Source organism: Tistrella mobilis (genome assembly GCF_039634785.1).
Taxonomy (GTDB): Bacteria; Pseudomonadota; Alphaproteobacteria; order Tistrellales; family Tistrellaceae; genus Tistrella; species Tistrella mobilis.
Genome location: NZ_JBBIAB010000005.1, coordinates 39,226 through 52,652 on the forward strand (window position 1 = coordinate 39,226; position 13,427 = coordinate 52,652).

The 13,427-nt window shown below is 68.6% G+C and carries 10 protein-coding genes and 2 tRNA genes; 5 read left to right on the forward strand and 7 right to left on the reverse strand.

Going from position 1 to position 13,427, the window contains the following annotated elements:
• Positions 1-250 precede the first annotated feature (250 nt).
• Positions 251-326 (reverse strand) — tRNA-Asn (locus tag WI697_RS08295).
• Positions 327-490: 164 nt separating this feature from the next.
• Positions 491-564 (reverse strand) — tRNA-Cys (locus WI697_RS08300).
• A gap of 351 nt (positions 565-915) precedes the next feature.
• On the opposite strand from WI697_RS08300, the gene WI697_RS08305 reads away from it, so the two are divergent.
• The 5 genes from WI697_RS08305 (at position 916) to WI697_RS08325 (ending at position 7,597) form a co-directional block, all read left to right on the forward strand.
• Positions 916-1,572 (forward strand): protein-L-isoaspartate O-methyltransferase family protein, encoded by a 657-nt coding sequence (locus tag WI697_RS08305; RefSeq protein ID WP_062765350.1) that lies wholly within the window; start codon positions 916-918, stop codon positions 1,570-1,572.
• A gap of 97 nt (positions 1,573-1,669) precedes the next feature.
• Entirely contained in the window at positions 1,670-3,016 is a 1,347-nt protein-coding gene (locus tag WI697_RS08310; RefSeq protein ID WP_345958132.1) for a TolC family outer membrane protein, read from the forward strand.
• Positions 3,017-3,162: 146 nt separating this feature from the next.
• Complete coding sequence (locus WI697_RS08315; RefSeq protein WP_345958133.1) at positions 3,163-3,897, forward strand: DUF2497 domain-containing protein; 735 nt, start codon at positions 3,163-3,165, stop codon at positions 3,895-3,897.
• A 169-nt stretch (positions 3,898-4,066) separates the two neighbouring features.
• Positions 4,067-6,736, forward strand: coding sequence for a valine--tRNA ligase (locus WI697_RS08320; protein ID WP_345958134.1), 2,670 nt, complete (start codon positions 4,067-4,069; stop codon positions 6,734-6,736).
• Positions 6,737-6,832: 96 nt separating this feature from the next.
• A complete protein-coding gene (locus WI697_RS08325; RefSeq protein ID WP_062765338.1) occupies positions 6,833-7,597 on the forward strand; it encodes a sulfite exporter TauE/SafE family protein in 765 nt (254 codons plus the stop codon).
• Positions 7,598-7,607: 10 nt separating this feature from the next.
• Here WI697_RS08325 and WI697_RS08330 read toward each other — a convergent pair whose 3' ends face one another.
• The 5 genes from WI697_RS08330 to nadA all read right to left on the reverse strand — a co-directional run bounded on the left by WI697_RS08330 (position 7,608) and on the right by nadA (position 13,357).
• Positions 7,608-8,654, reverse strand: a complete 1,047-nt coding sequence (locus WI697_RS08330; protein ID WP_345958135.1) for an SMP-30/gluconolactonase/LRE family protein — start codon at positions 8,652-8,654, stop codon at positions 7,608-7,610.
• A gap of 153 nt (positions 8,655-8,807) precedes the next feature.
• Entirely contained in the window at positions 8,808-9,908 is a 1,101-nt protein-coding gene (locus WI697_RS08335; RefSeq protein ID WP_345958136.1) for an HD domain-containing phosphohydrolase, read from the reverse strand.
• A 107-nt stretch (positions 9,909-10,015) separates the two neighbouring features.
• Complete coding sequence (gene nadC / locus WI697_RS08340; protein WP_062765330.1) at positions 10,016-10,873, reverse strand: carboxylating nicotinate-nucleotide diphosphorylase; 858 nt, start codon at positions 10,871-10,873, stop codon at positions 10,016-10,018.
• A complete protein-coding gene (locus WI697_RS08345) occupies positions 10,860-12,377 on the reverse strand; it encodes an L-aspartate oxidase (RefSeq protein ID WP_345958137.1) in 1,518 nt (505 codons plus the stop codon). Before WI697_RS08345 ends, nadC begins: the two co-directional genes overlap by 14 nt.
• Before the next feature lie 5 nt (positions 12,378-12,382).
• Positions 12,383-13,357 carry a quinolinate synthase NadA gene (gene nadA / locus WI697_RS08350; protein WP_345958138.1) on the reverse strand — a complete coding sequence of 325 codons (975 nt, stop codon included), beginning with the start codon at positions 13,355-13,357 and terminating at the stop codon, positions 12,383-12,385.
• Between the last annotated feature and the right edge of the window lie 70 nt (positions 13,358-13,427).

Sequence of the window (13,427 nt, forward strand, 5' to 3'; positions counted from 1 at the left end):
CGGGTTGCCGGCGGGGGCCAGACTACCGCGTCGGTACCGCTTTGTGAACTGGCTTGCACCCTGGCGAAGCCCGCAGAAAACCGCCATTTGCGCGCTTCCCGCAGCAGGTTCCGAAGAGGCGAAGATCTTCGCGTGTGCCGTGGGGTGATCCGTCTGGTGACCCGGGCATGGCCTCGTCAACGCAAGAGGCTGAGCGGTGTGCCGGAGACAAGAAAAAACCCTGCAGGCGAACCTGCAGGGTTTTTTCAATTGGCTCCCCGAGCCGGACTCGAACCAGCGACCCGGTGGTTAACAGCCACCTGCTCTACCGACTGAGCTATCGGGGATCAGTGCGTCCGGGGCCTTCGGTAGGGCATCCCGTCCGTGTCGTCTGTGGGCCGGGCTTTTATCACCGCCTTGCCCGCCTGTCCAGCTTTATTTTCGGTCGCTTCCAAGCTCTGTTCGGAAGTCTCCGGTATGCCGGCATCCTGCCGGGGCAGGATGGAAGAGTTGGAGGCCGGGGGCGGGATCGAACCGCCGATCGGGGATTTGCAGTCCCCTGCATTACCACTTTGCTACCCGGCCACCGGGTCTTCACTGCGGGCTGCCGTTCCGATCCGTGATCTGTCGATCCATGATCTTTCAGGCAGCGATGTCTTCAAGCCGTGTCGCCGACTTGGCGTCGATGACCGTCCCGTGACGGATCGCGTTTATAGAGAGGTCGGCTGGTGCGGTCAACCCCGCAATCGCTGCCTCACCGACGATCCGTCGCGAAGCCCAGTCTATCGGCTTGGATGGCCCCCGTCACGGCTCGTCTGCATCTGCGGCGGACGGCGTGATTGTCATCCCCTGCGGCCCCCGGTATAAGTTGCGGCGATGCGTCACCCGATGCCGCGTCGTCGTCTGACCGACCGGAAGCAGCCGAGAGCCCATAGCATGCACGACTACAGCGATGCCCGCCGCAACATGGTGCTGAGCCAGCTCCTCACCAACAAGGTCACCGACGAACGCGTGATCGAAGCCATGGGCGCGGTTCCGCGCGAGCGCTTCGTCCCCGCGAGCCATCGGGCCGTGGCCTATGTCGACGAGGATGTGGCGGTCGGCCATGGCCGTTTTCTCATGGAGCCGATGCTGTTCGCGCGGCTGCTTCAGGCCGCCGACGTGAAGTCGAACGAGGCGGTGCTCGACGTCGCCTGCGCCACCGGCTATTCGACTGCGGTTCTCGCCCGCCTCGCCTCGGCGGTGGTGGCGCTGGAGGATCAGCCCGAACTTGCCGAACAGGCGGGTGAACTGCTCGATCAGCTGGGGGTCAGCAATGCCGCCGTGGTGTCGGGCCCGGTGGTCGACGGCTATGCCGCCCAGGCGCCCTACGACGTGATCGTCGTCGAAGGCGCGCTGGAGGTGGAGCCCAAGGCCCTGCTGGACCAGTTGGCCGATGGCGGCCGCCTGGTCGCGGTGATGAACGACGATGGCCGCGTCGGCCGCGCGACGATCTTCACCAATTATGCCGGGGCGATCGCCCGCCGGACCCTGTTCGATGCCTCGACGCCGCATATCGCCGCCTTCCGCAAGAAGGTCGGCTTCGTTTTCTGACGACGGGACCATCGTGCATCCCGGGTGACGGGACCCGGAATGCGCGACTGCCGGGCGGGGAGGCCCGGTCGACATCCACGGATGGGGAGACGGGACGGTGAAACGATCGGTACTCGCGGCGGTGCTCGCCGCCGGCACCATGCTGGCGACGCCCTTCGTCGCTTCGGCTGAATCGCTTCAGGATGCGCTGGTCTCGGCCTATGCCGGCAATCCGCGCATCGATGCGATCCGTGCCCAGCTGCGCGCCGTCGACGAGAACATCCCCACCGCTCTGGCGGGTCGCAGGCCGCAGGCGCAGATCCAGGCGAGTGCCGGTCGTGCCGGAACTTCGGTCCAGAACAGCAAGACATACGGCACAGATCCGCGCTCGGTCACCCTGCAGATCACCCAGCCGGTCTGGACCGGTGGGCGGGTGGATGCACAGCTGGGCCAGGCCGAGGCGCAGGTGCTCGCCACCCGCGAGCAGGTGCGGGCGATCGAGCAGGACGTCCTGCGCGAGGCGGCGTCGACCTATGGCGATGTTTTCCGTGATCGTGCCGTGGTCAATCTCAACGAGAACAATGTCCGCGTGCTGGAGCGTCAGCTGCAGGCGACGCGCGACCGGTTCGAGGTGGGCGAGGTGACCCGGACCGACGTCGCCCAGGCCGAAGCCCGGCTGGCCAGTGCCCGGGCCGATCTGACCGCAGCGCAGGGCGCATTGGCGAGTTCCGAGGCGACCTATCTTCGCGTCGTCGGCCGCACGCCCGAGACGCTGGAGCCGCCGCGTCCCTTTCCGGAGCTGCCCGTCACCCGCGCCGACGCCATCGGCCGCGCCCGCGACGACAACCCCTCGGTGCGGGCCGCCCGTTACACCGTCGATGTCGCCGAGCAGCAGGTGAATTCGGCCCAGGCGACCCGCATGCCTCAGGTCTCGGTGGTCGGCAGCCATCAGCGCGAGCGCGACAGCTCTTATGCGCTCGACCGGACGGAAGACAGCCGGATCGTCGCCCAGGTCACCGTGCCGCTCTATCAGGGCGGCGGCGAGTTCGCCGGCATCCGGCAGGCCAAGGAAACCCGTGCCCAGCGGCGCGGCGAGCTGATGACGGCCGAGCGTCAGGCCGTGGAGGGTGCCACCGCCGCCTGGGAGCAGCTGCGGTCCGCTCAGGCCTCGATCGCCTCGCTGGACGCCGCCGTGCGTGCGGCAGAGATCGCACTGGAAGGCGTGCGAGAAGAGGCAGCCGTCGGCGCCCGCACTACGCTCGACGTGCTCGATGCCGAACAGGAGCTCTTTATCGCCCGGGTCAATCTGGTTCGGGCGCAGCGCAACGTCATCGTCGCCGGTTTCGAACTGGCGGCGGCGGTGGGTGCGCTCGACATCCAGGCGATTTCCGCCGATGTACCCGTCTACGACCCCCAGGACAATTACCGAGAGGTACGCGAAGCCTGGTGGGGGACGGGCGACTGACCGGAGGGATTGCCCTCCGACCCACCCCGAATGTCGGCCCAACCGGCCCCGCCCGCAGCGGGGCCGGTTCGTCGTTGCTGGCATTCATCGGCCGACTGCCTTAGAGTGGCGGCAACCGGACACGCGCGAGGAGCCCCAAGGGGCCGATGACCGACAGGACTCAAAACCAGGAACCGTCGATGGAGGAAATTCTCGCCTCCATCCGGCGCATCATCGCCGAAGAGGACGGTGAAGAGGGTGGTGCCGCGGCACCGGCTGCGGCCGGTGGTACGCAGCCGCCGCGGGACGATCGTGAGGATGTGCTCGACCTGATCGATGTGGTCGAGCCCGATCCCTTCGACGATCCGGCGCCGGAGCCCGAACCCGATCCGCGCGGCGGCAACGATTTCGACGAGGACGATTTCGGCCCCGGCCCAAGCTTTGCGGCGTCTGCCGACGACGATCTGTTCGACGACGAGCCCGCCAGGCCCGAGGCACCTGCGGCCGATCCCTGGGATGCGCTTCAGGACGACGAGGATGACGACTTCGCCTCGGAACCGGAGCCGGACCCCGAGCCGGAACCCGAACCCGCGCCGCCGCCCCGTCCGGAGCCGGCACCGGCACCGCGGCCTGCGGCAGCCGATGGCGACGGGCTGATGTCGCAGGCGGCAAGTGCGGCGACGGTCGCGGCCTTCGCGACGCTCGGCCAGGCCCTGACCGGCGGCGGACCGACCGAGGGGCGGCCCCAGGCGGCCTTTGGCGGCCGGACGCTGGAAGAGCTGGTCGCCGACATCCTGCGCCCCCTGCTCAAGGACTGGCTGGACCAGAACCTGCCGCCGATGGTGGAACGTCTGGTACGTGAGGAAATCCAGCGGCTCGCGGAACGCTCGCTGCGTTCGTGAACCGCAGGCTGTCCGGCGGGCGTGCCCGCGGGCACGCCCTGATCACGCCGGACGGGGACGAAAGGCCGGATCATCCGGCCGACGCCGCGCCCGGCCCTGCACAGATCGGCGGCCGGTGAGCCTGTTCGGGCCCGACCGACCGCCCCAGAAGACAGCGGAACGGAACGGCATGCTGGACAAGACCTTCAGGCCTCAGGAGGCCGAGGCGCCGATTTACGAAGGCTGGCGCAAGAGCGGAGCCTTCCGCGCGGATGTGCGCTCGGGGGCGGACCCGTACACGATCATGATGCCGCCGCCGAACGTCACCGGCAGCCTGCATATCGGCCACGCGCTGACCTTTACCATCCAGGATGCGCTGATCCGCTATCGGCGCATGACCGGGCGCGACACCCTGTGGCAGCCCGGCACCGACCATGCCGGTATCGCGACCCAGATGGTCGTGGAGCGCCAGCTGGCCGAGCAGGGCATCACCCGCAACGATGTCGGCCGCGACGGGCTGATCGACCGGATCTGGACCTGGAAGGAACAGTCGGGCGGCCGCATCCTCGACCAGTTGACCAGGCTGGGGGCCTCGGCCGACTGGCCGCGGGAACGCTTCACCATGGATCCGGCCTTCTCCGCCGCGGTGCGCAAGGTGTTCGTCACCCTGTACAAGCAGGGGCTGATCTACCGCGACAAGCGGCTGGTCAACTGGGACCCGAAGCTGAAAACTGCGATCTCGGATCTGGAGGTCGAGCCGAAGGAAGTGAAGGGCAATTACTGGCACCTGCGCTATCCGCTGGCCGACGGCTCGGGCCGCCATATCGTGGTCGCAACCACGCGCCCCGAGACCATGCTGGGTGATACCGCCGTTGCGGTGCATCCCGACGACGAGCGCTATGCCGACCTGGTCGGCAAGGAAATCCTGCTGCCGCTGACCGGCCGGCGGATCCCGATCGTCGCCGACACCTATTCCGACCCCGAGAAGGGGTCGGGCGCGGTCAAGATCACGCCGGCGCACGACTTCAACGACTTCGAGGTCGGCCGCCGGCACGGTCTGGACATGATCAACGTGCTCGACGCCGATGCCCGCATCGTCGACGAGCCGGTGATCCCGGCCGCCTATCGCGGTCTCGACCGGTTCAAGGCCCGCGAGCGGATCGTCGCCGATCTCGAGGCGGCGGGGCTGCTGGAGGGGATCGAGCCGGTCACCCATACCGTTCCCTATGGCGACCGTTCGGGCGTGGTCATCGAGCCCTGGCTGACCGATCAGTGGTATGTCGATGCGCCCAAGCTCGCCATCCCGGCGGTCGAGGCGGTGGAGACCGGCAAGACCGTCTTCGTGCCGAAGCAGTGGGAAAACACCTATTTCGAATGGATGCGCAACATCCAGCCCTGGTGCGTGTCGCGCCAGATCTGGTGGGGCCATCGCGTGCCGGCCTGGTACGGGCCCGACGGCACGGTGTTCGTCGAGGAAACCGAGACCGAGGCCAAGGCCGCCGCGGCGGCCCATTACGGCGAGACCGTCGATCTCACCCAGGACAGCGACGTGCTCGACACCTGGTTCAGCTCGGCGCTCTGGCCTTTCGGCACCCTCGGCTGGCCCGAACAGACCGCGGAACTTGCCCGTTACTATCCGGGCGATGTGCTGGTGACCGGCTTCGACATCATCTTCTTCTGGGTCGCCCGGATGATGATGATGGGCCTGCACTTCATGGGCGACGTGCCGTTCCGCACCGTCTACATCCACGCCCTGGTCCGCGACGAAAAGGGCCAGAAGATGTCGAAGTCGAAGGGGAACGTCATCGACCCCATCGACCTGATCGACAAATACGGCGCGGATGCGGTGCGTTTCACCCTGCTGGCGCTGGCGGCCCAGGGCCGCGACGTCAAGCTGGCCGAAGCGCGGGTTGCGGGGTATCGCAACTTCTCGACCAAGCTCTGGAACGCGGCACGCTTCGCCGAGATGAACGGGGCGGAGAGCGTCGAAGGCTTCGCCCCGACATCGGTCAGCCATGTGCTGAACCGCTGGATCGTGGGCGAGGCGGCCCGGGCGACCCGGGCCGTCACCGAGGCGATGGAAGCCTTCCGCTTCAACGAGGCGGCCCAGGCCGCCTATCGCTTCACCTGGGATATCGTCTGCGACTGGTATCTGGAGCTGGCGAAGCCGATCCTGCAGGGCGGCGAGACCGCGGCTCTGGCCGAAACCCGGGCGACGCTCGCCTGGGTGCTGGACCAGATCCTGCTGCTGCTCCATCCCATGATGCCGTTTATGACTGAGCAGCTCTGGGAAACCCGTCCCGGCAGCCGCGCGCCTGCGCAGGCGATTACCGGTACCTGGCCGGTGCTCGATCCCGCGACGCTCGCCGATCCGGCGGCCGATGCCGAGATCGGCTGGCTGATCGAGGCGGTCTCCGCCGTGCGCAGCGTGCGCTCGGAGTTGAACGTGCCGCCGGCCGCCAAGGTGCCGGTGCTGTTCCGTGACGCGTCCGAGGCGACCCGCAGCCGTGCGGCGACCCATGGCGACGCGCTGGCCCGCCTGGCCCGGGCCGAGCGGATCGAGTTCGTCGACGGCGAAGTGGCGGGCACGGTGGAGACGATCGTGAACGGCGAGGTGGTGCTGCTGCCGATCGCCGACGTCATCGACGCCGCTGTCGAGATCAAGCGTCTGGAAGGCGAAATCACCAAGCTCGACCGCGACATCGCCGGCATCGACAAGCGGCTCGACAACCCGGCCTTCGTCGCCAAGGCGCCGGAAGAGGTGGTGGAGGAGAATCGCGAGCGGCGCGCCCAGGCGGTTGCCGATCGTGAGGCGCTGTCGAAGGCGCTGGCGCGCGTCCAGGCGATGCGCCGGAACTGATCCACTGATCGCACCGGACGGCCGCATTCTTCCCGGATGCGGCCGTTCGTTTTGCCTCAGACATATGATGACCTGAAGTCTCGGAGCCCCCGCCCGATGTTCGTCGTCCATGATCTGTCCGGCCTGGCGCTGCTGGTCGGCGCAGCCTTTGTCGCCGGCGTGCTGAACGCCCTGGCCGGCGGCGGCAGCTTTCTGACCCTGCCGGCCCTGATTCAGGCCGGCGTTCCGCCGGTCATGGCCAATGCCACGGGCACGGTGGCCTTGCTGCCGGGATATGTCGGCAGCTGCTGGGGCTATCGCGCCGAGATGGGCCCGGCCTTTCACGGCCGCCGGCCCTGGCCGCTGCTGATCGCCGCACTGGCGGGCGGCCTGCTGGGGGCCGGGCTGCTGGTGGTAACGCCGGACGATGTGTTCCGCGGGCTGGTGCCCTGGCTTCTGGCGGCAGCCACCCTGCTGTTTGCCGCCGGCGACCGCATCGCCCGCGCACTCACCCGCATGGGGGCCGGGGGGCCGGCGCAGATGGTGGCCGGGCTGTTCCTGGTCTCGGCCTATGGCGGCTATTTCAACGGCGGGGTGGGTATTCTGCTGCTGGCGCTGTTCACCGTCATGGGCATTGCCGATCTCAACGCCGCCAACGCGCTCAAGAACCTGATGTCGGTGGTGCTGACGACGATTGCGGTGGCGGCCTATGCCGCGGCCGGTGTGGTTGCCTGGCAGCCGGCTCTGGTGATGGCGGTGGCGGCGGTTGCAGGCGGCATCGCCGGTGCGCGGCTGGGCCGCCGCATTCCGCGGCCCTGGCTGAAGGCGGTGATCATCACCATCGGTGTCGCGATGACCATCGCCTTCTTCCGGGCCGGCTGACGGGCTGCCGTCAGCGCGGCTCGTTCCAGTGGATCATCGGCAGCCCCGCCACGGGCGCCCGGAAGAAGGGAATGGTGGTGCCGCGCAGGCTGCCCAGATAGACGGTCTGCAGGTCGGGGCCCCCGAAGGTGACGCTCGCCATCCAGGGGGCGATGGTCCCCTGGGCCTGCATCATGTCGTCGACGGTGATCGTGCCCGCGTCGAATTTGGCCATATAGGCGCGGGAGATCTCGGGATCGCCGTCGTCCAGCAACACCCGCAGCTCACCCTCTGGCGTGATCGCGACCAGCCGGTCGACCATGATCAGCGTGCACCACAGATTGCCGAAGGCATCGAAGGCGATGCCGTCGGGGCATCCGCCCAGATGGGTGGGGCCGAAGATCTCGCGATCGGTCAGCCGCACCCCGGCCGGATCCTCGACCACCCGCATCCGGGTGATGTGCGGGCCGGTGGTCTCGACGATGTAGAGCCAGTCTTCGTTTGCGTCGAAGCGGATCTCGTTGGTGAAGGCGAATCCCTCTGCCACCACCCGCAGCCCGTTCTGGTCGACCACCGCGATATAACCGTCGCGCACGCGCCGGGCGGCGGCCTCGGTCCAGGGATTGACCCGGGTGGAGACCGTCAGCCAGATCCGGTCGCGGCTGTCGCGCAGGACGAAATTCACCTTGCCGATCGGCTGGCCGTCGATCGTGTCGTAAAGCGTGCGGACCTCGCCGTCGCGGGTCATGACTTCAAGAAGATCGGTGCCGAAATTGGAGATCAGGATGTCGCCATTGCGGGCGAAGGCGAGCCCGTTGGGCAGGGTGCCCTGGGTGAATTTGGCCTCGAGCGCGCCGGCCGTGGCCTGATCGGCGGTGGCGAAGCGGGCATCGGCACGCTGGGCGATGAAATGCTGACTGCCGTCCGCGGCGATGCGGGTGACACCCCCGCGGGCATCGGCCGCCCAGAGCGTGCCGTCACGTTCGGCCAGGATGCATTCCGGGCGCTGCAGATCGCGGCCGATGGTGCCGATCCGGTCGCGATCGGCGGTGAAGCCATCCAGCGGATTGCGGGACATGAGCGGGCGTCTCCTTCCCTGAAGCCGTCAGCCGGTTCAGGGAGCGGCCTTCTATGAGCCATGCACTACCCGATACCGGGCCGGCGGATGCCGGCGCATGATGGGACAGTGTTCCGCCGCAATCTGCAAGACTGAACCGCCTCTCCGCCCACCTCAGAGCGTTCGGGGCGCCCGATGCAGGTGCCAGCTTTCCGGAAGCGTGAAGCCGGGCAGGTCGCCGCGGATCAGAGACAGGGCGACGGCCGCCACTTCCTGATCATAGGCCTTGCCGCCATGGCGGGAGAGTTCCTCGGTCACCGCCGCAAGGTCCAGATGGCGTCGATAGGGGCGGTCGGTCAGCATGGCGTCGATGACATCCGCCACCATGACGATCCGCACCGGCAGGGCGATCTGGCGGTCGGTCAGCCCGCGTGGATAGCCGCTGCCGTCCAGCCTTTCATGGTGATCGGTTACGATGGTCCGGACGATTTCAGGCAGATCGATCCCGTCCATCATCTCGATGCCGATGCGGGCATGGGCGCGGATCAGGGCGTATTCCTCCTGCCGCAACCGCCCGGGCTTGACGAGCAGTTCGGTGGGCACCCCCAGCTTGCCGACATCATGGAGGACGGCACCGAGCCGGATCATCTCGCGGGCTTCGTCGTCCAGATCGAAGGCGGCGGCGATCGCTTCCGACAGCTCCGCGACCTGGCGCTGATGGCCGGCGGTATAGGGATCCCGCGTCTCCACGGCCGTGGCGAGCGCGTCGACGGCGGTCTTCAACGTCCGGGTCAGGCGCCGGCGCAGCGCTTCCTGTTCCACGACCAGGGCATGGGCGCGTTCGCTCAACTGATGGATGACGGTGATGTCGTTGCCGGTGCCGATGACCCGCCTGACCATGCCGTCCGGGCCGCTGAGCGGAATCAGCGTGGTGCGCCACCAGCGTCGCCCGGCCGGCAGTTCAAGGCATTCCTCGTAGGTCAGCGGCACCCGTTCGGTCACGCAGACTGCGTAATTGCGGCAGACCTGGGCGGCGACGTCGTCGGGCAGGAACTCGTCCATGCGCAGCCCCGCCTTTTCGCGAAAGCTCAGGCCGGTGGCATGCGCATGGGCCGCATTGTTCGCACGAAAGATGAAGCCGTCCTCCGCGGGATCGACCACGAAAGCCGGCGCGGCGATCAGATCCAGGATCGTCGCCAGATCGTCACCCGTCGCATTCAGCAGCAATGTCGCGATGCGGCTGGAAGAGCCGCCGGCCTCGCCGTCTTCAGTCACGTGTCGCCCGTCCCGCAGAGTATGAAGCGACCCAGACTATCATCCTCCATTCCTGAAAGAACGTTTAAAGCGGTGGATGAGATGCGCGTATCAGGCGTGCGGCACGTTCATGGCATGTCGAGGCCGAGATCCAGGATCGGCGCGCTATGGGTGAGCCAGCCGGCCGAGATCAGGTCGACGCCACTGGCTGCGACGGCGCCGACCGTCTCGCGGGTGATCCGGCCCGAGGCTTCGGTGATCGCACGCCCGCCGATGCGGGCCACGGCCTCGGCAAGTTCTGCCGGCGTCATGTTGTCGAGCAGGACCGCATCGGCGCCCGCTTCCAGGACCTCGTCCAGCTGATCCAGGCGGTCGATTTCGACCTCGATCTTCACCAGATGGCCGACATGGGCGCGGGCGCGACGGATGGCGATGCCGGCACCGCCTGCGACCGCGATGTGGTTGTCCTTGATCAGCACCGCGTCATCCAGACCGAAGCGATGATTGGCACCGCCGCCGGCCCGCACGGCGTATTTCTCGAGCGCGCGGAGGCCGGGCGTGGTCTTGCGGGTGCAGGTGATCCGGGCCCGATGGGGGGCTGCGGCGGCAACCAGGCCGGCGGTGGCGGTGGCGATGCCGGCCAGCCGGCAGGCGAGGTTGAGCGCCACCCGCTCCGCCCCCAGCACCGAGCGGGCAGGCCCCTCGATCGTCATCACCACGTCGCCGGGGGCCACTGCGGCGCCGTCGGGGATGATGATCCGCGTCTCCACCCCGGGGTCGAGCAGATGGAAGGCGAGGGCCGCGACGGTGCCGCCCGCCATCACCCCGGGCTGACGTGCGGCCATCACCGCCGCCATGCGGGCCTTGGCGGGGATCACGGCGGCCGAGGTGATGTCGCCGGCACGGCCCAGATCCTCGGTCAGGGCTGCGCGCAGGATCGGCTCCACCAGGATGTCGGGAAGAGGAGAGAGGTCAGGCAGGGACATGGCGGCGCTCCCGGAGGGCGAGGGGGGTGGTGTCTGCGCGCTGATGGGCGCCGACGCTGTCGGGGCGGTCACGGGCGGCTTCCGCGATCAGACGGCAGACCAGGGCGCGGTCGGCAATCGCCGCCGGCAGCTGCGGGTCGGCCTCGATGGCGGCTGCAAGACCGATCAGGTGGTCGAGCCCTGCGGCATCGCGCAGCACGCCGGCCTGACGGGACATTGCGGTACGCAGGCGCCCGATCGCGACCGCGCCCTCGCCGGTTCCGGCCCGGCCGGTGCGAAGGGCCGGCCGGATGACCGGAGCGCGGGCATCGGGGGAGGTGGAAAGAATGTCGCGAGCCACCCAGCCGCCGCAGACCAGGGCTTCGAGCAGCGAGTTCGACGCCAGACGGTTGGCGCCGTGCAGCCCCGTCGCGGCCACTTCGCCCGCGGCCCAGAGGCCGGGAATGCCGGTGCGGCCGGCGAGATCCACCGCAATGCCACCCATATGGTAATGCGCAGCCGGCGCAACCGGGATCGGCTGCGATGCGGGATCGATCCCCGCCTTCCTGCAGGCCGCGGCGGCGGTCGGGAAGCGCGCGGCGAAGCTGGGGCCGATCGCGGTGCGGGCATCCAGGAACACCCGATCGCCCGCGTCGATGGTGGCGGCGACCTGCCGGGCGACGACATCGCGAGGGGCGAGGTCGCCACCGGGGATGCCGGCCATGACCGGTCGTCCGGCGCCATCGATCAGCACCGCCCCGGCGCCGCGGATCGCTTCCGAGGCGAGCGGCATGGGATCGCCGCCGAGATCCATGGCGGTCGGGTGGAACTGCACGAATTCCAGGTCGCGAAGCCGGGCGCCGATCCGGGCGGCGAGGGCGAGGCCGCGGCCAGTGGCGCCGGGTGGATTGGTGCTTTGGGCGTAGAGCCCGCCGATGCCGCCGGTGGCGAGCACGATGGCCGGGGTACGGATCATCAGCCGGCGGCCGGCCAGATCGACGATGATGCCGGCGATCCGGCCCCGGGCATCGGTCAGCAGGGCCGTGGCTTCGGCATTGTCGAGCCGGCGGATGTGGGGTGCTGCGGCCGCCCGGGCGGTGAGCGCGGCAAGGATCGCCCGGCCGGTCGCATCGCCCCCGGCATGAAGGATCCGCGCCCGGCCGTGGGCGGCTTCCAGACCGCGGGCCGGACGGCCATCGGTACCGGGGTCGAAGGTCACACCCGCGCTTTGCAGCCAGTCGATGCAGCCGGGTCCGGCCGCCGTCACCAGGGCCGCGACCAGGGGATCGACCAGACCTGCGCCGGCGGCCGCGGTATCGGCGGCATGAAGGGCCGGGCTGTCGTCCGGTCCGGTGGCGGCGGCTATGCCGCCCTGGGCCCAGCCGGTGGCTGCAGGTCCATGCGCCAGAACCACCACCTGGCAGGGGGCGAGATTGAGCGCCGTGGCGAGACCGGCGGCACCGGCGCCGACCACGACCACGCCGGTCGTCAGTGTTTCGGTCGGTGGGTCGAGAGGCGTGAACATGGCCGTCACCGGATACTGAGCATGCGTTCCACCGCCCGGCGCGCATCCCGGGCGATATCGTCGGGCACCGTGACCTCGTGGCTCATGGTTTCCAGCGCGCGCCGGATGCCGGGAAGGGTGATGCGCTTCATATGCGGGCACATGTTGCAGGGCTTCACGAACGAAATGTCGGGGAAGCCGGCGGCGACGTTGTCGCTCATCGAGCATTCGGTGATCAGGGCGACGCGCGGCGGGCGCCTGAGTGCGACGAAGTCGATCATCTCGGCGGTCGAGCCCGCGAAATCCGCTTCGGCGACCACCTCGGGCGGGCATTCGGGATGGGCGACCACGGTGACGCCGGCATGTTCCGCGCGCATCCGGCGGATGTCCTGAGGGGTGAAGCGTTCATGAACCTCGCAGGCGCCATCCCAGGTGATGATCCTGACCCGGGTCCGCGCCGCGATGTTTCGCGCCAGATAGCCGTCGGGGATCATGATCACCTCGGGCACGCCCAGGCTTTCGACCACCTTCAGCGCATTGCCCGAGGTGCAGCAGATATCGGAGGCCGCCTTCACCTCGGCGGAGGTGTTCACATAGGTCACCACCGGCACGCCCGGATGCCGGGCCCTGAGTGCCGCCACATCGGCGGCGGTGATCGACTCGGCCAGCGAACAGCCGGCCATGTCGTCGGGGATCAGCACCCGGCGGTCCGGGTTGAGGATCTTGGCGGTCTCGGCCATGAAATGCACCCCGGCCAGCACGATCACCGCGGCATCGGTCGCCACCGCCTCACGCGCCAGGGCCAGGCTGTCGCCGACGATATCGGCGACGCCGTGAAAGATCTCGGGCGTCTGATAGTTGTGGGCCAGGATCACGGCATCACGCTCGCGCTTGAGCCTGCGGATCTGCGCCACCTCTTCGGCATGCACGGCCCATTCGATCTCGGGCATCAGATGGCGGAGCGGGGCCGGCATCGGCACGGCGGGCTGAAAGGCGGTCATCGGCTCGATCTCCCGAAGCATCCCCCGGGGAAGGCATTAATGCTCAAGTTGAGCATTTCCAGGGGGTGAA

Bases quoted from the DNA above. Each gene is read 5' to 3' on its own strand.
- nadA (WP_345958138.1), bottom strand. From the start codon at position 13,357: ATGACCGCCTTTCAGCCCGCCGTGCCGATGCCGGCCCCGCTCCGCCAT.
- WI697_RS08330 (WP_345958135.1), bottom strand. From the start codon at position 8,654: ATGTCCCGCAATCCGCTGGATGGCTTCACCGCCGATCGCGACCGGATC.
- WI697_RS08315 (WP_345958133.1), top strand. From the start codon at position 3,163: ATGACCGACAGGACTCAAAACCAGGAACCGTCGATGGAGGAAATTCTC.
- WI697_RS08345 (WP_345958137.1), bottom strand. From the start codon at position 12,377: ATGTTCACGCCTCTCGACCCACCGACCGAAACACTGACGACCGGCGTG.
- WI697_RS08305 (WP_062765350.1), top strand. From the start codon at position 916: ATGCACGACTACAGCGATGCCCGCCGCAACATGGTGCTGAGCCAGCTC.
- WI697_RS08325 (WP_062765338.1), top strand. From the start codon at position 6,833: ATGTTCGTCGTCCATGATCTGTCCGGCCTGGCGCTGCTGGTCGGCGCA.
- WI697_RS08320 (WP_345958134.1), top strand. From the start codon at position 4,067: ATGCTGGACAAGACCTTCAGGCCTCAGGAGGCCGAGGCGCCGATTTAC.
- nadC (WP_062765330.1), bottom strand. From the start codon at position 10,873: ATGTCCCTGCCTGACCTCTCTCCTCTTCCCGACATCCTGGTGGAGCCG.